Raw genomic sequence first — 22899 nt, forward strand, 5'->3', positions numbered from 1 at the left:
TAAAAAATATGACTCATTTATTTTCACCTTATCGTATAAAAGAGCTTGAACTTAAAAATAGGGTTGTTATGCCACCAATGTGCCAATACTCTGTCGAAGCTGAGGATGGTATACCTACAAATTGGCATCTTCATCATTATGTAAGCAGAGCAGTTGGCGGAGCTGGATTAATTATAGTGGAAATGACCGATGTAGAGCCAGACGGACGTATTTCGAATGGTGATCTTGGATTGTGGTCTGACGATCAAGTTGAAGCTTTCGCCAAAATTGTTAAAGAAGTTCATCAATACGGTGCAAAAATCGGTATCCAAATTGCTCATGCAGGGCGTAAAGCGCAGGATGCAGAAACGCCGGTAGCGCCATCAGCCATCGCGTTTGACGAAACGTTTAAGACACCAAGAGCTTTGGAGACAGAAGAAGTTAGGGAAATGGTCGATAAATTCCGTAACTCAGTTAGAAGAGCCGTTCAAGCAGGCTTTGACGTTATTGAATTGCATGGGGCACACGGATATTTAATTCACCAATTCACCTCGCCACTTACGAATAAACGTGAAGATGAATACGGAAAAGACTTAACTAAATTTGGAGTAGAAGTAATTAAAGCAGTGAAAAGCGAAATGCCAGCTGATATGCCTTTAATTATGCGTATTTCTGCAAAAGAATACGTGGAAGGCGGATACGGTCTGGAAGAAAGTATTGAGTTTTCCAAAGTCTTTAAAGAAGCCGGTGTGGATATGTTCCATGTCAGCTCTGGCGGAGAAGGCCCGATTGGAGCAGACGGAAGACCGGGCACGCATGCTAGCTATCAAACGCCATTGGCTAGGGAAATTAAAAAAGCTTTGGATATTCCAGTGATTGCTGTAGGTAGATTAGATGATCCAATTCTTGCAAACTCAATTATTGGAAATGAAGAAGCAGATTTGGTGGCCGTAGGAAGAGGGATGTTGCGCAACCCTTACTGGTCTCTAGAAGCATCTAAAACTTTGAATAAACAAGTTGAGATTCCTAAACAATATGAGCGAGGTTTCAGACATTAAGAATGATTTATTAGTTCAAAATAAAACGCTAGCGAAAATGATATTCGCTGGCGTTTTATTTTTTAAATTAGCTGCCTTGTTAGGTGCGCTTTTATCAGAATGGTTATAGACATAATAAAAAGATGAGTGTTTTTAAAAATAGGGGTTCAGTTCCTCACCATCTAAATGGATGGAGGACTGGACTTTTTTCATGTAGTATAAATATGGGAACATATTACAAATAAGGCTGAACTTCCGAGGGTATATACCATACTATTAGACATGTACTTCGTGAAAGAACTTTAGTTAATGGAAGGAGGAGTAACATGGGGGAAAATAAAAAACAATTTCTAGGATTAGCATGTTTTTTAACATTTCTAATGATAATGTGCATGCTTTTTATTAATTCTTATTATAGTCATCGGGGTATAATGGATGCCAGTAATAAATGTTTTGATCATAATGGAATGCCTATGGTAGAAAAAAGTGAAAATGCATTTTCAATTAGCTGGTCGGTTGTATGTGAACCTTAAATATCCATAATCCATAAAGTAATGTTTGGCTGGAATATTTGTTATAATAAATAAGAAAAATTAAACAATAATTTGAGGTGCTAAGTATGGAAGAAATCAAAATCGTTACAACAGAAGAAGTGGAAGCTAAGCTTGAGGCAGGCGAAGCTATGGAGCTTGTTGATGTACGTGAAGACGAAGAAGTGCAAGAAGGCATGATTGAGGGCGCTAAACATATTCGTATGAATGATATCCCAGCCAACCTTGACTATTTTGATAAAGAAAAAGAATATATTTTTATCTGCCGTTCAGGACGCCGCAGTGAAAATGTGTGCCATTATCTTCAGGAACAAGGCTATAAAGTGGCAAACATGGTTGGCGGAATGCTTGAATGGGACGGCGAAGTTATCGTTAAGTAATGGGTTTTTTCAAAAAAACTTGTTACTTTTGTAAGCGGAAATCTAAGAACGTAACGTTTTATTACGATAAAGAAAGAAAAAAGATTACTGTTTGTTCACAATGCCGGGAATATGCGGAAAGACGTGCATATTTAAAAGCATGACGCAGGAGCCCTTTCACCATGAAAGGGCTCTTTTGTCTTTAGTCAATCCTATATCTATATAACCTTTTATCAAGGTTATAACTAGGGAATTCTCCGGAAAATCCTTAACGCAGATACTCTTAAACCCATGCTTTTTCATAAAAATAGCGTAGTGGTTCCGAGATAGATTTTTTTCTCTCACCCAACTCATGGCTGTTTCAAATAGAAGATTTGCGGCTTTATAGGTGAAGCAGCGGAAAACGGATATTTGGCTGAGTTTGAAAGAGGGAAATGGTGATATATGTTAAAATTAGGGTGCTGAAATCTGAAAATATAGATAAAGGAGCGTCCGCTGAATGAATGTTTATAAAATAGCGGTCATTGCGGGAGATGGAATTGGTCCCGAAGTGATCAATGAAGGCGTGAAAGTACTAAACAAGGTGGCTGAATTAGCTGGGGATTTTTCGTTCGAGTTTACATATTTTCCTTGGGGCTGCGAATATTATCTCGAGCATGGGAAGATGCTGCCCGACGATGGTATGGAGCAGTTGAAGAAGTATGAAGCCGTGTATCTTGGGGCTGTCGGTTATCCTGGAGTTCCGGACCATATCTCACTAAGGGAACTTCTGCTGAAAATCAGAAAGCAATTCGATCAATATGTGAATGTTCGTCCTGTTAAATTGCTTCAGGGAGCACCTTGTCCGTTAAAAGACGTGACGCGTGATCAAATCGATATGGTAGTCATCCGTGAGAACAGCGAAGGCGAATATGCAGGTGCTGGTGATTGGTTATTCAAAGGGAAGCCAGAAGAAGTCGTGCTGCAGACGGGGGTTTTTTCGCGAAAAGGAACGGAGAGGATCATCCGCTATGCGTATGAACTGGCGCGCAAAACAGGAAGAACACTAACTAGTATAAGTAAGGCGAACGCATTGAATTATTCGATGGTTTTTTGGGATCAGGTTTTTGAAGAAGTCGGACAGGAATATCCTGATGTAGAAACACACTCCTATTTGGTTGATGCGGCAAGCATGTTTTTTGTTAAACAGCCGGAACGGTTTCAAATCGTTGTCACATCCAATTTGTTTGGTGATATCATCACCGATTTAGGTGCAGCCATTGCAGGTGGGATGGGTCTGGCGGCCGGTGCCAATTTAAATCCGGAACGAGTCTATCCTTCGATGTTTGAGCCGATTCATGGTTCAGCGCCGGATATTGCTCATCAAGGCATTGCCAATCCACTTGCTGCTCTTTGGTCAGCGAGTCAGATTCTTGATTTCTTTGGGCATGAAAATTGGGGCGCAAAAGTATTAGATGTGATCGAACAGGTAATGGTTGATAAAAAGACCCTGACTCCTGATATGGGCGGGGTGTCTTCTACAGAAGAAGTCGGCAATGAAGTAGTGGCTTTATTATCCGCTTTGAAAACCAGTCAGGTATAATTTTAAGGAAAAATGGGAATCCTGCTCAATAACTATCATTATAGTAAAAAGGGCAGGGGAGAGCCGATGATTCAAGTGAAATTATTTGATTATGAGCATGAACAGGACTTAGAAGATGAAATGAATGTCTTCCTTGAAGACATCCGTGATAATCAAATTGTCGATATCAAATACAATGTCGCCACTACAGGTGAAGAGGAAGAGAAACAGATTTACTGCTTTAGCGCGATGATTATTTATAAGAAAAGATAAAGGCTGAACTGCCCTATCATTTTAAGTCATATAAATAAAACCATTATTAGACTACCCTTTGCTTTTAACCGAGCGGACTGAGGTAGTCTAATTTTGTAGCTCTACAACCTTCAAAACCGAAAGCGATCTTGTAAGGAATCGCAAAAGATATACTCCTAAGGTACTAACATAATCATTGGAGTAGTCAAATGAAAAAGGGGGGCATGTCGTCTAAGTTGCGTAAATCCTAGATTTATAGAGAGCCGTTAGGATGATGTCACTTCCCCGCCATTGACATGAAGTGTTTGTCCGGTAACAAAACGTGAATCATCGGAAGCGAGATAGACAAAGGTAGGGGCTAGTTCAAAGGGCTGGCCTTGGCGTTCCATTGGATTGTCAACTTGGGTAACTTCGTCTGCGGAGAAACTAGAGGGGATGAGGGGCGTCCATACCCGTCCAGGAGCAACAGCGTTCACCCGGATGCCTTTATCTACTAGACTGTTTGCCAGTGCACGAGTAAAACCAATGTTAGCCCCTTTAGTTGCTGTGTAATCAATCAATTGTTTATGACCTTTAAAGGCCACAACGGAAGATGTATTAATGATAGAACTTCCTGCTTTTAAGTACGGAAGGGCTGCTCGAGTTGTGTAAAAGTGTGAATAGATGTTTACTTTAAAGGTATTATCGAACTGCTCATCCGTGATCTCTAGCAAGCTTAATTGCTGAAATTGAATACCGACGTGGTTACAAAGAATATCTAGCTTTCCAAATGTTTCGATGGTTTCTTCCACGATATGGATACATTGCTGTTTTTCTCTTAAGTCACCAGGCAATAATAAGCAATGTTGTCCAAGCTCTTCAATTCTCGATTTTGTTCGATTGGCATCCTCATGTTCATCCAAATAAGCAATAGAAACATCTGCGCCTTCTTTTGCAAAAGCAATCGCTACTGCTGCACCAATTCCGCTGTCACCTCCTGTTATAAGTGCGACCTTTCCTGTTAATTTCCCGCTGCCGCAGTAATTAAGGTTTTCAATGATTGGTTGGGGCACCATTAGTTTTTCTACACCGGGTTGGCGATATTGGCGCTGTTCCGGAACCGTGATAGGAAGGTCTTGGTAACGTGTGATCTTTCCATAGTTGGGATACATGGGATAGTCTTGATCGGATGACTTCTTTTGATTGTCTTGTGACATGAGGAATCCTCCTAAAAAGAATATAGTCGGTTTACCTTATGTCAAATAGGCTATTGCCGTGCATGATAAAATCGAATAAACCAGCTTAAGTACCGGCTCATTGCTGTGCAATTTGAATATGCTGAAGGGTAGAAAAAAAAGATTTGGAGGCATCATTATGCAATATTATTTTAGTGAAGAAGTGAAGTTGCTCTTGGTCGGACAGTCGGATGAAAAAGTAGAGTTGTTATACGATTCTGATTCCTACACTTTTGAAATGCCCCTCATAGGACCTAGACAGCCTTATTATTGTAATCCACGTTATGTACCCTATTATCCTGTGATTTAAATTGTGATTATAGTGCACAGCCTAAATAAATTAGTAGTTTAAAGAGAGACGCTTAACATCGGAATTTGTACATTAAGCAATATATCATACTGGATTAGGCTACCTTTGCTTCGTAAACAAGCGGACAGAGGTAGTTCGCTATACTATTATATTGCAAATATTCACACTAGCTTCTACATAGATTTTGTATATTATTTAGTGAAAACAGATTATAGTATACAATGAATTTTACAAACACGCGAATAATAGGTAAAGTTAAACATAATACACTGTGGTGACTGATGTATTAAAAGGGGAGATCCATTTTGGATAACAATATGAAACAACTGATTAAAGATATACAGCAATCGAACGGGGCCCATATATTATACTGTTTTAATGAACTGGAAACCTACATGGAGAAAGAGGCTATGTTCATTATTTCCGGTGTTGAGCAGGGGGATCATATCTTGGTCGTCGAAAATGATCGAATCTTTCCTTTCGTATATAAGAAATTGCAACTTCATTTAAATGAGGAGCAATTGGCGAAAGTGCATCATATTAATAATTTTGATTTTTACTGTTTTCATGGCGATTTCCATCCTTCAACGATGGTTAATTATTTCTTGGAAAATATCGATACATATTCTGAAAGGAATATTTTCGTCAGAACCTGGGGCCATGTTGAATGGGGAAATGACGACCAAGCTATGGATGCAATAGGTGAATATGAAAAAGGTATTGATAAATTGATTACTGAACGAGGTTTGATTTCTGTATGTGCTTATGATGATTACAGAGTACCTGCCGCGCTTAAATCAATCTTGATTAAATATCATAGAGTTCTCATAACCGATGAAAAAATTACGATTTTGGCTAACTGAAATTACTAATAAGGGGAGAGGGATTTGGAGAGTTTTACTGAACGAGTGATTACGATTATTCAACATATTCCCGCCGGAAAAGTGATGACATATGGGCAGATTGGACAGCTGGCTGGAAGTCCGCGCGGTGCAAGACAGGTTGTTAGGATTCTTCATTCTAGCAGCGAAAAATATAACCTTCCTTGGCATAGGGTGATCAATGCCAAAGGTGAGATTGGTATAAAAGCAGAAGGCGCCGCGTCTCACCAGAAATGGATGCTAGAAAGTGAAGGAGTCACATTCACAGAGCGGGACACAATTGATTTAGAAGTATATCGCTATCATCCTGAGAGTTTTTAATGGTGGATTGAATGCTCTCATAATCGGGTTTGTGGTCGGGAAAATTCCGCGAAGGACGAATTACTCGAAGTGAAGGACGAAATAAATCCGCGAAGGTCGAATTACTCGACGTGAAGGCCGGAATAAATCCGCGAAGGTCGAATTAGTCGACGTGAAGGACGAAATAAATCCGCGAAGGTCGAATTAGTCGACGTGAAGGCCGGAATAAATCCGCGAAGGTCGAATTATTCGACGTGAAGGACGAAATAAATCCGCGAAGGACGAATTACTCGAAGTGAAGGACGAAATAAATCCGCGAAGGTCGAATTATTCGACGTGAAGGACGAAATAAATCCGCGAAGGTCGAATTACTCGACGTGAAGGCCGGAATAAATCCGCGAAGGTCGAATTACTCGACGTGAAGGCCGAATTTCCTCAAAAAAGAAGAGGCTGATCCCAACGGATCGGCCTCTTCTTAAATTATGAACGAGCATATACGGCAGCATTCATGCCGGCTAGTCTTCCGGTTACTAATGCTGATGTGATGTTATAGCCGCCTGTGTATCCGTGTATATCCAAAATTTCACCGCAGAAATATAGTCCGTCCATTAGTTTGGAGGCCATTTCCTTTGGATGGATTTCTTTCACGGATACGCCGCCGCCTGTGACGAAGGCTTTTTCAAGCGGCTGGGTGCCATGTACTCCAAATTGGAAGTCCTTACATAGTTCGGCAAAGCGGCGAATTTTTTCATTGGATATCGTCGCTCCCTGTTCCTGAAGGTCGATGCCGCTCCGCTCAAGTAAGAAGTGTAGATAGCGTTCCGGAACCAGGCCTTTTAATGTATTCTTTATGGCTTTTTTCGGCTCAGCTTTGATTTCTTTCATGATGTCCTGGAAGACTTCTTCCTTGTTTCGATCCGGAAGGGCATCGAGTTTCATTGTAACTTCGGATAGGTTCCATTTTTTCATCGCTTTCACGACAAATTGACTGCACCTTAGAACCGCTGGACCAGAGACACCAAAATGGGTGAATAGCATATCCATCTTGTGTGTAATCAGAGCCTTGCCTTTTGGGTTCAGCACACTCAATGAAACATCCCGAAGTGCGAGCCCTTGAAGCGTTCGATCTTTTATGAATGTTTCATGGCTAAGTACAGGTACCTCAGTCGGGAAGAGGTCGGTTATCGTATGGCCCGCCTTTTTTGCCCAAGCGTAGCCGTCGCCAGTTGAGCCGGTGTGAGGGACTGATTTTCCACCGACTGCAATCACGACCGCATTTGTGTCAAATGTCTGTCCATCTTTTAACCGAACTCCGCTTGTTTTTCCATTTTCATAGAGAACCTCAGCAACTGGAGAGTTCTTGTAAATGGTCACCTTCAAATTCGAAAGGCGTGTCAAAAGTGCATCTACGACACTTTGCGCCTTATCGTTGACCGGGAACATCCGGCCATGATCCTCTTCTTTTAGAGCCACACCTAATTTTTCAAAGAACTGAATAATGTCTTCGTTATTAAATTCTGAGAAAGCACTGTATAAAAATCGCCCGTTTCCAGGGATATGCTGAATGATTTCATCGATCGAGAGCCTGTTCGTCACGTTGCAGCGTCCGCCGCCAGAGATCGCAAGTTTCCTTCCAAGCTTCTCGCCTTTATCCACTAACAATACATGTGACCCTTTTTCTCCGGCTGCAATTGCTGCCATCAATCCGGAAGGACCGCCGCCAATTACCACTACATCATATTTCAAATTGATCACCACTTTATCATTTTCAGTCCCTTCATTATATAGCAAGAGCCCGTCAGATTGCGAATGTAGAAAAAAAGGAATTATTTGTTTGTGTATTATCTTCGAAAACGATAAACTTGAGTGTAGTTTTCTATAGAAAAAATACTTTAATATGATAAGATAAAGAGCGTGTGAAACGTAACTGACAGAGGCAGGAAGGGATTAGATGTCATCTAAGTTTTTAAAAGGGGCTTTTATATTAACGCTGGGAGCGATCATTTCCAAGATACTTGGTTTATTTTACGTCATCCCATTTGAACATATGGTTGGGAATAAAGGGGCTACCCTCTATCAATATGGGTACGTTCCATATACCATTTTCATTAGCTTTGCAACGGCAGGCATGCCGCTTGCTGTTTCTAAATTCATTTCGAAGTATAATGCGCTCGAGGAGTACGCCGTCGGTGAGAAGTTATTTAAATCGAGCCTGAAATTAATGGTTGTCACCGGTTTTCTCGCTTTTTTGATTCTCTATACGATGGCCCCGCTGTTTACTGGAGTCTTTGGGGTCAGGCAGGAAGATGTCAGGGATGTCACGGAGATCATACGGGCAGTCAGCTTCGCCTTGATTTTTGTACCGTTCATGAGCATCATCCGCGGCTTTTTTCAAGGTCATGAAGCGATGGAACCAACGGCCATATCTCAGGTTATCGAACAAATTGTCCGCATCGTGTTCCTTTTGGCTGGTGTGTATGTTGTTTTGAATGTCCTAGATGGAGAGTTAGTGAGAGCCATCCAAGTAGCTACGTTCGCGGCGACGGTAGGGGCTGTCGGCGGTTTAGTGGTGTTATTTTGGTATTGGAAAAAACAAAAACCCCATTTGGACAGCTTGATGAAGAAAGACCGGGGGACGATGGAAATTTCCCTGAAGGAGATCTATAAAGAAATATTTCTTTCGTCGATTCCTTTCATATTTGTCGGAATCGCGATGCCATTGTTTCAGTTTGCAGACTTGTTGTCTTTTAATAAAGCGATGGCATCCATCGGATTACAGCATGTCGCAGAAGATGCTCTTGGAGTTTTGAATGTATATGCCCAAAAGCTTGTCTTGATTCCGATGACGCTTGCAACCGGGTTTTCAATGGCGCTTCTTCCCTCGGTGACGAAGGCATATGTAAGCGAGGATTCGGAAGAGTTAAACCGCCAGCTGAACCAAGCCTTCCAAATTTTGTTGTTCATTACGATTCCAGCGGTTGTTGGTATGTCGGTGCTAGCGGATCCAATCTATAGCGCCTTTTACAGCCATGATCCACTTGGAATCAGTGTCCTGAAGGCATATGCGCCCGTTTCCATCTTATTTGCGCTTTTTTCCGTTTCGGCGGCCATTTTACAAGGCATCAATCAGCAAAAATATACGGTGCTCAGCCTGCTTGTTGGCTTTTTAATCAAATTGAGCTTGAATATCCCGATGATCAAGTTGTTTGAAACGGAAGGATCCGTTTATGCCACGGCATTCGGCTACTTGGCTGCTGTGCTGCTGAATTTGTATGTCATTACCTACTTTACTGGATATCGTTACAGCCTTACCATCAGAAGATCTGTTTTGATAACTGTTTTTTCAATTATAATGGGACTGGCTGCATGGGGCATGTTCAGTTTATTATCACTGTGGCTTACAACGGAAGGGCGATTCCAGGCGATTTTGATTTGTGCGGTTAGTGCGATTTTTGGAGCCCTCATTTATGCGGCGCTTTCCTTGAAAAGCAAGCTTGCACATCGTTTATTCGGTAGCCGGATCGACAGGTTAAAGCAGAAATTGGGATTATAAGATAGAAGTTTACGATGTAAAAAAAAGGGTATTATGAATGGAGTAATCCCCTGATTAAAATATACTGGCCTTGCCTGTCATAAAAGTGGGCAAGGCTTTTTACTGAATAGGCTTTAGGAGGAAATAATGAGAATTGATAAGATATTATCCAATATTGGTTACGGAAGCAGAAAAGAAGTAAAAAAACTCTTGAAATCTGGAGCCGTGAAGGTCAATGAACGGCTACTGAAGGACCCGAAGGAACAAGTGGATCCTGATACAGAAATCGTAACGGTTCATGGTGAACGGGTTGAATATAGAGAATTTATATATTTAATGATGAATAAGCCGCCAGGTGTGTTGTCGGCTACTGAAGATAAACACCAGGAGACGGTCATTGACATCTTAGAGCCAGAGGATTCGGTTTTCGAACCATTCCCAGTCGGGCGTTTGGATAAAGACACAGAAGGCCTATTGCTGATCACGAATGACGGAAAGCTTGCCCACCAACTACTTTCCCCGAAAAAACACGTCCCTAAAACGTATTTTGCGGTCATTGACGGCGAAGTAACGGAGCGAGACATTGCTGCATTCCGCAACGGCGTTACCCTAGATGATGGGTACGAAACAAAACCAGGTGAATTAAATATTTTAAAATCAGGGCTTACATCGGATATTGAGCTAACGATTATGGAAGGGAAGTTTCATCAAGTGAAACGGATGTTTGAGTCCGTAGGGAAACGGGTCGTGTATCTAAAGCGTCTCTCGATGGGAAGCCTGCAGCTTGATGAAGAACTTGAACTTGGCGAATACAGGGAGTTAACAGCAGAAGAGCTCGAACAACTGAAAGCTGGCCAGCCGACTGAATAATAAATAAGCAAGAAAAAATGAGGCGAACAATTATGTCCGCCTCAAACTTATTTTACATATCGATTTTCGTTCGGGTGGTCGTTCTTTTTAAGATGACATCTTTACCTTTTTACTTGTTGTCGTCCAAAGGCCGCGGCTTGGGCTTTGAACAAGGTCATTGTAAGCTAAGACATTTAAATCGCGCTGCACAGTTCGAGGAGTGATGCCAAATTCTTCTACAAGCTCTTGAGTAGAAACCGTACCGTTATTACTAATGAACATATAAACGGATTTAATACGGGTTAACATGCGATTTGTTGAAGGTTTCAAAAAATCACTCCTTATTCTTTTCATTGTTATTCTGAACAAATGAAAACAACCGATATGTCGGACAGCATTTCAGCTGTCACTATGTACTTGCTATACCCACCCTATAACTCCTCGGAAACATTTAGAAAAAACAAGATGTCATTAGCTATATTTTACCCCTTTACAAAACTAAATTCTATAAAAAAATGACAATTGACTAAATATTACATTTATTATATCAAATTTTAACAAAAATATTACAGTAAATGATAATAGAGGTAATTTTTTATTTCATATCACCTTTTGCATACTCATATTTTGACATTAAACAATGCAAAATATGCATTCAGTAGATTTTTACATAATTAAATGAACATAAAACATGGTATGGGCTATTTTTTACATGAAAAAGCCAATCATTTAATCAATCTTAGAACCTTGTTCAGCTTAAACCATTGAGTAACCTTGACTAAGGGGAGTATACATGTTACTTTACATATAGAATTTAAATCGTAATTATTACGCTTTGTGTTTAAGGATAGGATTTACTTGATGGGTAACGTTTACGATGTCATAATGAGGTGTTGAGCAGTATAGCTTTTTCATACATAATCTCAAGGAGTTTAAATATAATCAAATTCGAGGTAGAGTCATATGAACGAAAGATTAATGGAGTTTTTATTGCGTGACGAGGTGACCAAACTTTCTGGCGTGAAAAAACAAGTGTATGAATTCATCGTGAATGAAGAAGATTATCTCGCTTCAAAAGCGGACACGGTCGATCACTTTATGAGATTACTGGTAAAGCATTCCCCACCCCGGCTCGCTGCTCGTCATTTTAATATGCCGTATGGTGAAATCATTCGTTTCATGCATGAAATTGAAGAAGAACTGAATGAAAGATTAGAGGAAAGATGTAAAAAGGTGAAGTGGATGGACTATACGGAAAAGAGTCAACAAACGTTTGAGGAATATCATAGGAAGTTATTTCTATTTGTTAATTAAATCTGATTGAGCGAATGCCCTTGGTAACAAGGGCATTTGCATTTTTCGGATAAAAATGAATGAATAACCTAAAAAATAGATGGCTGCCATAAGCCGGAACTTTCAAACGCAATATATTGCTCTATATTCAGTAACGAAAGTTAAATCCATACGTCTAATTGAATGGAGGTGTTTGATGAAGAAAAACATAGTGGTTTTCATGTTTATGGTATGCATTTTTTATTTGTCTGGTTGTTTTAATACAGAAATCAAAACCGTGACATCTAAAAATCCAGATGCAGAAGAAGTTTTAAAACTCGATAAAAATGCAGACATTCTCCAATGGGAAAAAATAATTTATAAAACGGATATTGAATGGGTGAATGAGCTTAAACTGACTAAGAACGAATCTGTTGGAGAAATTACAGAGGTATTCTCAAATGGTTTCAGTAAATCGTTAAAAGATGGTATGGCCAATCAATTACCCATAGGAGCAAAAATATACTCAACAAAAGAGCGTGATGACGTGCTAATCGTTGAATATAACGGGAAAGTAAAGTATTACTTAGCTCTTACCGAAGGCTAGCACACCGATTTAGGGATCCCCTTAGCCGAATTCTTTAGTGGATGTGCAAACACAGATGATAAGTCCAATGCGGATCAAGAAAAAGCAATATCAGAACAAACAGATGTTAATAAAACAGAAAATTCTGATATAAGTACTTCACCACATCTCCCTTATACACACCGAAAGCTACAGCTTCTATGAGGGGGAATAAACAAGGAAATAAAAAACGGAAATTATACAACAAAGTATAATTTCCGTTTTTTTTTATGCATTTAAGAAATAATTAAATTTGTGTTCGTTTCTTTATACGTATTGATGAAATCTTTGTGTAAATGATGGTCTGTAATAATGTAATCGATTTTATCCAGCGATGCAATCCCAATGGTTACGTCTTTCCCAAATTTAGTGCTGTCAGCGGCAACATAGACTTCTTTAGATAATTCAATGATTTTTTTCCGAGTGTTTGCTTCATCTAAATTATAGTCGGAAATACCTTTTTCAATTGTAATACCACTTGCACATATAAAGGCTTTCGATATATTCAATTCGCTAAAATTAAATAAGTAATCAAAAGCTACAATAGACTGTTCATTCTGCCTTACCTTTCCCCCGATAATCAATAACTCGATATCACTATTGATTAGCTCATTTACAACAGGGATCGAACTGGTTATCACGGTTAGTTTCTTTTTCTGTTTTATATAATTAGCTATTTGATAGGTTGTCGAACCGCTATCGATATAAATACAATCACCATCGTTGATATACTCACTGCATTTTTGTGCGATCATTTCTTTTTCTTTTAATTGACTAAACATACGTTCATCTATTGTCGATTCACCAAACTGTGATTTAACTAGCTTAACTCCACCATAAATTTTTTCGATTTTTCCTTGTTTTGTAAGAAAGTTTAAATCTCTTCTAAGGGTTTCAATAGAAACTTTTAGTTCTTCTGTAAGCTCAGCTATCTTCATAACTTTTTTTATCGTTAATAATTCAATGATTTTCTTTTGCCTTTCAAGTGGAAGCATGGATTCACCCGCCTATTCAACGTAATCTTTTTCCCTCTATTGATTTTAGTTTACTGTTTGCCCATAACATATTCAACATGCGCTAGGGGACTTAATGATAACTATATCACTAGTTGGTCAAAATATAGTACCAAATTGGTAATAAAGTGTTCAATATTTACAAAGCATTTACATGAATCTCAAATTCGATTTACATATAGATTTTATACTGAGGGTGTATTAAAGGAGGTGAACAGTTTGCTAAAATTACAAAATATTAGCAAGCAATTCGATGATAAATTAGTTTTAGATAATATAAATCTTGAAATTAAAACAGGAGAGATCGTTTCACTGCTAGGGCCAAGTGGGAGCGGTAAAACTACTTTATTGAATATTATCTTAGGATTAACGAGTATGAATCATGGAAAAATCAATTTTAATGATACCGATTTGAGTAACGTGCCGATGAAGGATCGGGGATTTAATATAGTCTTCCAAGATTATGCACTTTTCCCTCATTTAAATGCATACGAAAATATTGTATATGGTTTAAGAAATAAGAAGGGGTTAGTGTCTGAGAAAGAATTGCAGGAATATATTGATTTCTTAGAGCTAAAACCTCATTTAACAAAGAAAATGGGTGAATTATCGGGTGGTCAAAAACAGCGGGTAGCGCTTGCAAGAACACTCGTAATGAAACCGAAAGTTTTATTACTAGATGAACCATTGAGTGCATTGGACGGTGTTATTAAGGAATCCATAAAGCAACGTATTAAATCTATTGCGAGAGAATTTAAGTTAACGACGATTATTGTGACACATGACCCAGAAGAGGCCTTAACGATGTCCGATAAAATTTTAATTATAAATAAGGGAAATATTTCTCAATTTGGAACACCTCAAGAAATTATAAATCAGCCCACCAATGATTTTGTAAAGGAATTTATACTCAAGCAATTACAGATCAAGAGAGAAAATATACTTAACTTATTTGGTGAAAAGTATGCCTGATGTAAAACCGGCAATGCGAGTAATTTATATACCTATCTTATTGTTATTTACCGCCTTTCTATTACTTCCGCTTGGCATTTTGTTTGTTCGTTCATTTGAAACTAGCGAAGGATTCAATCTATCAAATTATCTTTCAATTCTTTCAAATAAAGAACTGTTGGAGTCAATTGGGAACAGCATTAAAATATCCAGTCTTACTGCTGTTATTACGACTGTTTTAGCATTTTCTCTTGCCTATTCCATCCATTGTACAAGAATATATAGGCCAATAAAAAGTGCGATTAAAACGGGGATCCTTGTTCCAATGCTACTTCCAACAATCACATTTGGGTTTGCGATTATCTATTCCTTTGGTAATCAAGGAATCATAACAAAGATTTTCGGTAGAAATCTCTTTGATATATATGGGTTTAACGGATTATTGATTGGCTATGTGATTTATACATTACCATCAGCCTTTCTGCTTATTAATAATTCTTTCAAGTATATTGATAAAAAGTTTATGGTCGTTTCAAAGCTAATGGGTGACGGAACAATAAGAAGTTTCATGAATACCATCGTTCGTCCGTTATTGGGAACCTTGGGTGGAGCATTTGTACTTTCCTTTATTTTGAGCTTTACGGATTTTGGAATACCGGCTTCAGTCGGCGGGACGTATACCGTAGTTGCGACTCAACTGTATCAAGTGATGCTTGGTTCCATCCCAGATTTTAATAATGGTGCGGCCATTGCCGTTCTGATGCTAATTCCAGTAGTATTTGGCGTTTTACTATTAAACTATCTTGGAAAATTTAATTTTCATTATGACAAGTTTAGCGATATAGAATTGTCTCAACATAAAGGTAGAGATTTATGTTTTGGGATGGTTTCATTACTGGTTTTAATAGGGATGCTTTCCGTTTTTGCTGTCATGTTCATTGCACCATTTTTAAACAGTTTTCCATACGATCTTTCGTTCACACTTAAGCACTTTATTGACACATTCCAATCGAGCGATTTAACAGCGGTTTACAAAAACTCCTTATTTGTTGCCATTTTGACGGCAGTATTTGGCACGTTAATCGCATTTTGCTCAGCCGTATTAAATGTCCGTACACCTCTAAAGTGGAAATCGTCTATTGATGTTATTTCAATGTTGACGAATACGGTTCCAGGCATGGTCTTAGGTTTATCGTATTTACTGCTTTTTAACGGAAGCAGTTGGAAGGGAACCTTTACAATCATTGTTCTTTGTAACATTGTCCACTTCTTTACGACACCCTATTTAATGGCGAAAAACTCTTTATCTAAAATGAATCCTGGTTGGGAAACAACTGGAGAGTTGTTAGGAGATAGCTGGATTAAGACAGTCTATCGGGTCATTCTTCCAAACTCAGCATCGACGGTGATTGAGATGTTTAGCTACTATTTTATCAATAGCATGGTCACCATTAGCGGGATTATCTTTTTAGTCACAGCTCAAACCACATTAGTAGCGAGCAAGATTAAAGAGCTGCAGCATTTCTCCAAATTCAATGAAATATTCATTTTATCTTTACTCATCTTTTTTACAAATTTAATCGTAAAGTTGCTTTGTGATCATTATCAAAAAAGACAATTCAAACATTAATGAGGAGGATATTATGTTTAAAACGATGAAAGTAGCATTATTATCTCTAGTTGCTATAGGATTAATTTTTTTACTGGTAGGTCGTACCAGTAGCAAAGCAGATGAAGGAAAAGTGGTCATCTACACAAATGGTGATGAAGAAGCTACTGAAGCTATAGAAACATCATTGAAAGAAGCTGGATACAAGGGGAAATATGTTCTTCAATCGTTTGGTACGTCTGAATTAGGCGGGAAACTGTTGGCAGAGGGAGATAAAATTGAGGCTGATATAGTGACGATGAGCTCTTATTTCATCGAAAGTGCTCAGCAGCAACACTCCATGTTTGAAGACCTAACATTTAGTACAAAACCACTGGAGCAAAATCCAGCCTATTATACGCCGATTTTAGCCAATACAGGTTCAATTTTCGTAAATACCGAAGTACTCAAACAAAAGGGATTACCTATGCCAGCCACAGTGAAAGATTTAACAAAACCAGAGTTTAAAGGGTCCGTCTCGATTCCAAACATATTGGACTCTTCGACAGGGTGGCTGTTAGTTCAAGCAATTATTAGCCAATACGGGGAGGAAGAGGGGAAAAAGGTTCTCCATGATTTAATTGCAAATTGCGGTCCGCATCTTGAAAGCTCAGGCTCGGGTCCAATTAATAAAGTGCAATCTGGGGAAGTGGCTGCAGGTTTTGGTTTGCGCTACCAAGCTGTGATGGCAAAAGAGTCAGGCTTACCGATAAAGTATGTCGATCCGGTTGAGGGGAACTTTTCCTATACAGAATCAGTGGCTGTCGTGAATAAAGACAATGCAACGTCGAGCTTAGCAATGAAAATGGCAGAAACAATCACTAAAGATGCACGACAAGATTTATTGACACATTATCCGGTCGCTCTTTATGAAGGAGAAACGGTGAAAGATATGAACAAACCGGCCCACCCAATGAAATATAAACAACCATTAACAGTTGAACTATTACAGCAGCATCAAGATTACTTTAAATCAGCTAAATAATTATGTAAGGAGTGAAGGAATATGAATAACTATAAACTTTTAACACCTGGTCCATTGACTACTACAAGTACGGTGAAACAAGAAATGCTTGTTGACCGTTGCACATGGGAGAAGGATTATAAAGAAATTACACAAAAAATCAGATCCCAGCTACTCGAATTAGCATGTGCTGTAAAAGAGGAGTATACCGTTGTACTTATGCAAGGAAGTGGTTCGTTTGTTGTTGAATCGGTGTTGACGACTGCTATATCTAAAAGCGATAAAGTGCTGATTGTAACGAATGGAGCGTATGGTAAACGTATTGTGAAAATGGCACAGTGTATTGGACTGAATTATACGGAATATAGCGTGGAATACAATGAATATCCAAAAGAAGCTGAGATCAGGAGTATCTTAGAAGAAGATCAGGCAATTACACACATTGCAATGGTTCATTGTGAAACAACAACAGGTATTTTAAATCCGATTGAAATGGTTTCAAATCTATCGAAGGAACAAGGAAAAACATTAATTATAGATGCCATGAGTAGCTTTGGCGGAATAGACATCAATGTACCTGAACTGGGAATTGACTATTTAATTAGTAGTGCAAATAAATGTATTCAAGGAATCCCGGGATTTGGATTTGCCATTGCGAAGCTTGATAAACTTTTAGAGTGTGAAGGAAAAGCACGCAGTTTGTCACTGGACCTATATGATCAGTGGAAAGAGATGGATAAGGATGGGAAATGGCGATTCACATCTCCAACACATGTAGTGGCTGCATTTGCTAAAGCGTTAGAGGAGCTAAATGAAGAAGGCGGCATTTCAGCTAGATTTGCACGATATAAAAATAATAATGATAGGTTAAGAGAGTTGATGGGTAAATTGGGCATTCATCCATATATCACACCTGAAAAACAATCTCCTATTATTACAACATTCCTTTTTCCAGATGAACAGTTTAACTTTGAAGATTTCTATTCATTTATTAAAGAGGAAGGCTATGTAATCTATCCGGGAAAGCTGACTGACATAGATACATTCCGGATCGGCAACATCGGTGAAATCTATGAAGAAGATATCCAAAAATTATGTAATATTGTAGAAAAATATATGAAAGTGGTGACAATATGAACAAAGTAGAAGGAGTAATTTTGGATTGGGCTGGGACAGCAGTGGATTTTGGATGTTTTGCGCCAGTAAATGTATTTGTTGATATATTTAAAAATGCTGGTATTGAAGTTACGATGGAAGAAGCAAGGGCTCCAATGGGTATGCTGAAAATTGACCATATCCGTGCTATGCTGACCATGCCTAGAGTATCTGCCTTATGGGAAGAAAAATACGGAAAATCATTTAATGAACAAGATGTTGAAAATTTGTATGCTGAATTCGAGCCAGCACTTATGGCATCATTGTCGGATTATACAGATCCAATTCCAGGAGTTATCGAGACACTGGAAGTATTAAGAAATCAAGGGTTGAGGATAGGGTCGACAACAGGGTATACAAATATGATGATGGACGTCGTCGTACCTAATGCGTTGAAAAAAGGGTATAAGCCAGATTTTTATATTACCCCTGATGAAACAAATTCTATTGGAAGACCATATCCTTATATGATCTATCGAAATATGGAAGAATTAAAGCTATCGGCATCATGGAAAGTAGTAAAAGTAGGCGATACCATTTCAGATATTAAAGAGGGAGTAAATGCAGGAGTTTGGTCAGTTGGAGTCATTATTGGAAGCTCTGAGATGGGATTAAGTTTAGATGAGTTTACTAATCTATCAGAATTTGATAAAGAAAATGTAATCTCTAAAACTGCAAACTCCTTTATGCAAAATGGGGCTGATTTTACAATTAAAACGATGAGTGAACTTCCCGATATTATCGAAAGAATTAATAGTCTTATTTCAGATGGTAAGAGACCTCATACAAATTAAACATTAATGACAGTAAAAAAAGTGTAGCATATACTCTATTCTTGATGGAAATGAGATATGACTGCACTTTTTTTGATTTCTCTTCCTCTGGTGATAACAAAAGGTTCCTTTCTCTTAATTTTATCATAATAAGAGAAAGAGTAATTAAGCGCCAAGAAATCCTTTTCTACCACTGGATTTCCTCCAGAGAAGTTGTAGAGAACCGTAGTGCTCACCAACGTCAAAAACGGATTGATTGGGAAGAATCGAGAGTGTAACAACAATCCCATTGATTGTTTCATACCCGCAATCACGAGAGCGTCTTTTTTATCACTTTTGGACTGAGTGTTATCTCGATTCTCTTTATTTCTTTTTACAAGGTGAGGATTGACCTACGACATCAATCTTTTCGTTAGATTAATCTATGACGACCTGTAGGTCTCATACCGATAATAGTTGTGTCTAAGCCGTTTTTCATCTTTCTTATAAACATCGTGACTTTATTTTAAATCTACACTATATTTTCTTCAATTTTCAATACTGGTGGCTGTTTTTTAAGTCCTTTTGTCAATACAAGTAAATAAATGAAGCCTATTATTAACCAACTTACTCCAAGAACTTTTGAGTGCACATCAAGATTCACAAGTAGTAAAATATCAAGAGCAGCTCCAATAATAGGAATAATTAAATATAAGACAGTTCCTTTTACCGAACGTTCTCTATTTCTAATATAATAATGAGCAATTACGGCAATATTAACACAAGTATACGCAAGAAACGCCCCGAAATTAATAAATGATGCTACAAGATCTAAACTTAAAAATAAAGCAAGCAAAGAGACAGAACTAATGATCAGTATATTATTTACGGGTGTTCTATATCTCGGATGCAGGGTGCCAAAGAACCTTTCAGGGAACTGTCCATCTCGCCCCATCGTATAGAGGACTCGTGATGCACTTGCCTGGGACGACATGGCACTACCTAATACAGCTAATGCGTAAAGCGCAAGATATACTGAGTACATCGCCTTTCCACCAACAAGTTTAATAATTTCGTAGGCAGCCGAATCAGGATTATTAAATGTGTTATACTCTGGCCATACAAGAAACGAGAAATATGAAACACTTGTAAAGATTAAACCACCACCAAGAGTAATTAAAATAACAGCTCGGGGAATTGTTTTCTTAGGGTTCACTGTCTCTTCCGCAAACGCTGTAACTGATTCAAACCCAAGGAAACAAAAGCATAATAATGCTGCTCCAGCTATTGTATAAGAAAAGGGTTCTTTCGAATTATAGAATGGCTCAAGAGATAAAAGAGTGGCCGTGCTTTCTCCCATAAAAATTTCCTTAATAGAAAAACCTATAAAGATAAGGATAAAAAGAAAAGCAAAAATCGTTATGAATGCGTTTACATTTGTAGCAAACTTCAATCCTTTAATATTAATATAAGTGACGAGCATCAACATACCTGCAATCCAGATGTAACTTGGAATTGTAGGAAAGGTCGCTGAGAAAAAATACCAAATACTAAATAATTTACCATTGGCATAAATAAATAATCCATTAAGATCACCCATCCGACAAGAAATCCAACAGAGGGATTGATCGATTTTTGCGTATAAACATAAGCAGAACCGGAAGATGGAAACGCAATTGCCATTTTCCCATAACTGTAAGCAGTAAACATCATTACCACTAGAGCAACTATCATTGCCCCCGGAACCATACCGTGGGAAATATTAGCCGCAATACCATACGTAGTAAAAGCTGTGGTTAACCCCATAAATGAAAAACCAAACAACACAACTGGAATGAGTGTAAGTGTTCTATCTGTTTTCCTTAAATTTGACATGTAAAATACTCTCCTCCTTTACCTGATTTAACCTTTTACAAGAAATGGGATCTATATTGTTACTTCCGTAGCTTTTTTAATACGTGGTTTTCTAGAAATCATAAAAAAGTCAGTAAGATGCTAGGGAGCCTAATTTGAATTATCCATGAATTTGTTGTGTAGAACTTATCTCCCCATTCCTCGTAAAGAATTCCGGCTGCAGAATGGATAATTCATTGGAATGTATATTATATTTTATATAATTCCTGGAAAAATCTTCTCGCTGGCATCTTTACTGACTCCTGGAATTTCTTTAGTAGCGACTCGTTCAATAACTTGTATACTGATTTCTATTCATAGAAATGAAACGTAGAAATATGAGATGACTCTAAGGACGTTTTATTATTTGGACAATAGTAACTCTGTATTTATATCTGTATAAGGCATGTTATGATTGATCCCAACTTCGTGATGAACAATTTCACCGTTCAAAGTGCTGATACAATTTCTTACGATTACATCATTTACTATAACGTCCTTCAATCCATTATTTGCAATGTCCATAATATATGGGCCGGTTGTCATCAACATCATGTTTGTCGAGGTTTGTGGACATAGAGCCGGCATATTCGGGACACAGTAATGTAGGACTTCTTGTTCATAATATACTGGTTCCTCTAAAGTCGTATAACGTGAGGTTTCAATTATACCCGTTCCTGCAATATCAATAATAATAGAATTAGGTTTCATCTTACTGACCATCTCTCGTGTTATGAGAGGTTCGGTTACCCCTGGCATCGGATAAATTGTATTAATTAAAACATCACTTTGAATAAGTTCTTCGAACATCGTATCTTTATCCCAACACAAAATGTCCACCTGTGGCAACTGATTGTTCAAATAATCAATGCGTTTCATTGATGCTTCCATGATTGTTACATTCAATCCGAGACCCACAGCAACTTGCGCAGTATTGAGTCCAGCATTGCCACCACCAAGTATGAATACTTTGCTCGACGGCAAACCGGCCAGTTTCCGGAGAAGTATTCCCTTTCCACCATAACCATATTGTGCATATTTGACTGCTTCAAGCATTGCTAATGTTCCTGCAATTTCACTCATTGGTTTAATAGTAGGTCTTGTCCCATCAGGTAAAACGATTAATTCCATTGATAATGAAATTGCTTTTGTATCTAGTAATGCCTGTGTCATTTCATGATTAACATCTTCCGCCAAATGAAACCATGCCATTATCATTTGATTTTCTCTAAGAAGACCGTATTCATAGGGTTGAAGTTCTTTCACTTTAACAACAAATTCTGCCTTCTCATAAATGTCGTCAATCGTGTTTACTATTTTTGCTCCAGCCAAAACATATTCCTCGTCACAAAAACCACTAGCTTCCCCTGCCATGCTTTGTATTAGTACTTCATGACCGGAAGCTGTTAATTTTTTTACCCATGTTGGATTTAATCCCACTCTAGTCTCTGCAGTTTTTAATTCTTTAGGAACTCCTACTATCATTGTTCATTCTCCTTTTTATTTGCATTTAATTAATAGAACATTCTAAAATCTTACAGGAAAATGATAACCCTTACATTAGACACGAGGTTAAATTTATATTAGTTTTTTTTTAACCAAGCACGTTTATTTATATCCCTTAGGACAGATCATCTGGACTTTCAAGAATGCAAAATTGGTAAAAAATGATAATTTTTACATTTTTCATCTAGTGTTTTGGTTGTTTTCAGTTTCAGTACTCCACTGTTATTCTATAGAATAGATTCATGCGCACCTATAATAGATGAAAAAAGGTATAAATGGATACTATTATGAAAGA

Annotated in this window: 22 protein-coding genes and 1 pseudogene; 16 read left to right on the top strand and 7 right to left on the bottom strand. The window is 38.2% G+C overall.

The features are described 5' to 3' along the window. The first annotated feature begins 8 nt into the window (after positions 1-8). The 5 genes from JFU50_RS16235 (at position 9) to JFU50_RS16255 (ending at position 3760) form a co-directional block, all read left to right on the top strand. A complete protein-coding gene (locus JFU50_RS16235; RefSeq protein ID WP_201186308.1) occupies positions 9-1037 on the top strand; it encodes an NADH:flavin oxidoreductase/NADH oxidase in 1029 nt (342 codons plus the stop codon). Positions 1038-1342: 305 nt separating this feature from the next. Then, a complete protein-coding gene (locus tag JFU50_RS16240; protein ID WP_056521723.1) occupies positions 1343-1549 on the top strand; it encodes a hypothetical protein in 207 nt (68 codons plus the stop codon). An 86-nt stretch (positions 1550-1635) separates the two neighbouring features. Beyond that, the gene (locus JFU50_RS16245; protein ID WP_056521725.1) at positions 1636-1947 is read left to right on the top strand and encodes a rhodanese-like domain-containing protein; all 312 of its coding nucleotides are present in this window, start codon (positions 1636-1638) and stop codon (positions 1945-1947) included. A 478-nt stretch (positions 1948-2425) separates the two neighbouring features. Next, positions 2426-3508, top strand: a complete 1083-nt coding sequence (locus JFU50_RS16250) for a tartrate dehydrogenase (RefSeq protein WP_056521728.1) — start codon at positions 2426-2428, stop codon at positions 3506-3508. Positions 3509-3574: 66 nt separating this feature from the next. Then, on the top strand, positions 3575-3760 hold the full coding sequence (locus JFU50_RS16255) for a sporulation protein Cse60 (protein ID WP_053347393.1): 186 nt from the start codon (positions 3575-3577) through the stop codon (positions 3758-3760). A 245-nt stretch (positions 3761-4005) separates the two neighbouring features. Here JFU50_RS16255 and JFU50_RS16260 read toward each other — a convergent pair whose 3' ends face one another. Then, positions 4006-4935 (bottom strand): SDR family oxidoreductase, encoded by a 930-nt coding sequence (locus tag JFU50_RS16260; RefSeq protein ID WP_201223333.1) that lies wholly within the window; start codon positions 4933-4935, stop codon positions 4006-4008. Positions 4936-5568: 633 nt separating this feature from the next. Between JFU50_RS16260 and JFU50_RS16270 the strand changes: the two genes are divergently transcribed. Both JFU50_RS16270 and JFU50_RS16275 read left to right on the top strand, forming a co-directional pair. After that, positions 5569-6126 carry an MEDS domain-containing protein gene (locus JFU50_RS16270; RefSeq protein WP_098175714.1) on the top strand — a complete coding sequence of 186 codons (558 nt, stop codon included), beginning with the start codon at positions 5569-5571 and terminating at the stop codon, positions 6124-6126. A 24-nt stretch (positions 6127-6150) separates the two neighbouring features. After that, the gene (locus JFU50_RS16275) at positions 6151-6465 is read left to right on the top strand and encodes an MGMT family protein (protein ID WP_201186304.1); all 315 of its coding nucleotides are present in this window, start codon (positions 6151-6153) and stop codon (positions 6463-6465) included. Positions 6466-6924: 459 nt separating this feature from the next. Here the strand turns inward: JFU50_RS16275 and JFU50_RS16280 are convergent, their stop codons facing one another. Further along, a complete protein-coding gene (locus tag JFU50_RS16280; protein WP_057214735.1) occupies positions 6925-8190 on the bottom strand; it encodes an NAD(P)/FAD-dependent oxidoreductase in 1266 nt (421 codons plus the stop codon). Between the two features lie 205 nt (positions 8191-8395). On the opposite strand from JFU50_RS16280, the gene JFU50_RS16285 reads away from it, so the two are divergent. After that, positions 8396-9997 (top strand): putative polysaccharide biosynthesis protein, encoded by a 1602-nt coding sequence (locus JFU50_RS16285; protein ID WP_201186302.1) that lies wholly within the window; start codon positions 8396-8398, stop codon positions 9995-9997. Positions 9998-10123: 126 nt separating this feature from the next. Next, the gene (locus JFU50_RS16290) at positions 10124-10846 is read left to right on the top strand and encodes a pseudouridine synthase (protein ID WP_057214741.1); all 723 of its coding nucleotides are present in this window, start codon (positions 10124-10126) and stop codon (positions 10844-10846) included. An 87-nt stretch (positions 10847-10933) separates the two neighbouring features. Here the strand turns inward: JFU50_RS16290 and JFU50_RS16295 are convergent, their stop codons facing one another. Continuing rightward, complete coding sequence (locus tag JFU50_RS16295; protein ID WP_034309346.1) at positions 10934-11155, bottom strand: DeoR family transcriptional regulator; 222 nt, start codon at positions 11153-11155, stop codon at positions 10934-10936. Between the two features lie 633 nt (positions 11156-11788). On the opposite strand from JFU50_RS16295, the gene JFU50_RS16300 reads away from it, so the two are divergent. Further along, on the top strand, positions 11789-12139 hold the full coding sequence (locus JFU50_RS16300) for a hypothetical protein (RefSeq protein ID WP_053347388.1): 351 nt from the start codon (positions 11789-11791) through the stop codon (positions 12137-12139). A 175-nt stretch (positions 12140-12314) separates the two neighbouring features. Next, entirely contained in the window at positions 12315-12704 is a 390-nt protein-coding gene (locus JFU50_RS16305; RefSeq protein ID WP_201186300.1) for a hypothetical protein, read from the top strand. 254 nt (positions 12705-12958) lie between these two features. On the opposite strand, the gene JFU50_RS16310 is transcribed toward JFU50_RS16305, so the two are convergent. After that, a complete protein-coding gene (locus JFU50_RS16310; RefSeq protein ID WP_201186298.1) occupies positions 12959-13717 on the bottom strand; it encodes a DeoR/GlpR family DNA-binding transcription regulator in 759 nt (252 codons plus the stop codon). A gap of 237 nt (positions 13718-13954) precedes the next feature. On the opposite strand from JFU50_RS16310, the gene JFU50_RS16315 reads away from it, so the two are divergent. From JFU50_RS16315 to phnX, 5 genes are read left to right on the top strand one after another with little or no spacing between them, the layout of a single operon-like run. Next, on the top strand, positions 13955-14707 hold the full coding sequence (locus JFU50_RS16315) for an ABC transporter ATP-binding protein (RefSeq protein WP_201223335.1): 753 nt from the start codon (positions 13955-13957) through the stop codon (positions 14705-14707). Then, a complete protein-coding gene (locus tag JFU50_RS16320; protein ID WP_201223337.1) occupies positions 14700-16316 on the top strand; it encodes an ABC transporter permease subunit in 1617 nt (538 codons plus the stop codon). The genes JFU50_RS16315 and JFU50_RS16320 overlap by 8 nt, the downstream gene beginning before the upstream one ends. Positions 16317-16329: 13 nt before the next feature. Then, entirely contained in the window at positions 16330-17319 is a 990-nt protein-coding gene (locus tag JFU50_RS16325; RefSeq protein WP_201223339.1) for an extracellular solute-binding protein, read from the top strand. A gap of 21 nt (positions 17320-17340) precedes the next feature. After that, a complete protein-coding gene (phnW, locus tag JFU50_RS16330) occupies positions 17341-18435 on the top strand; it encodes a 2-aminoethylphosphonate--pyruvate transaminase (protein ID WP_201223341.1) in 1095 nt (364 codons plus the stop codon). Beyond that, the gene (gene phnX, locus JFU50_RS16335) at positions 18432-19247 is read left to right on the top strand and encodes a phosphonoacetaldehyde hydrolase (RefSeq protein WP_201223343.1); all 816 of its coding nucleotides are present in this window, start codon (positions 18432-18434) and stop codon (positions 19245-19247) included. Before phnW ends, phnX begins: the two co-directional genes overlap by 4 nt. Positions 19248-19282: 35 nt before the next feature. Here phnX and JFU50_RS30445 read toward each other — a convergent pair whose 3' ends face one another. From JFU50_RS30445 to JFU50_RS16350, 3 genes and pseudogenes are all read right to left on the bottom strand, one after another. Beyond that, a complete protein-coding gene (locus tag JFU50_RS30445) occupies positions 19283-19420 on the bottom strand; it encodes a hypothetical protein (protein ID WP_201250539.1) in 138 nt (45 codons plus the stop codon). Positions 19421-19737: 317 nt separating this feature from the next. Beyond that, positions 19738-21080: pseudogene (locus JFU50_RS16345) on the bottom strand (APC family permease). Between the two features lie 381 nt (positions 21081-21461). After that, positions 21462-22583, bottom strand: coding sequence for an alanine dehydrogenase (locus tag JFU50_RS16350; protein WP_201186287.1), 1122 nt, complete (start codon positions 22581-22583; stop codon positions 21462-21464). Between the last annotated feature and the right edge of the window lie 316 nt (positions 22584-22899).

Source organism: Peribacillus sp. TH14 (assembly GCF_016651145.1).
Taxonomy (GTDB): Bacteria; Bacillota; Bacilli; order Bacillales; family DSM-1321; genus Peribacillus; species Peribacillus butanolivorans.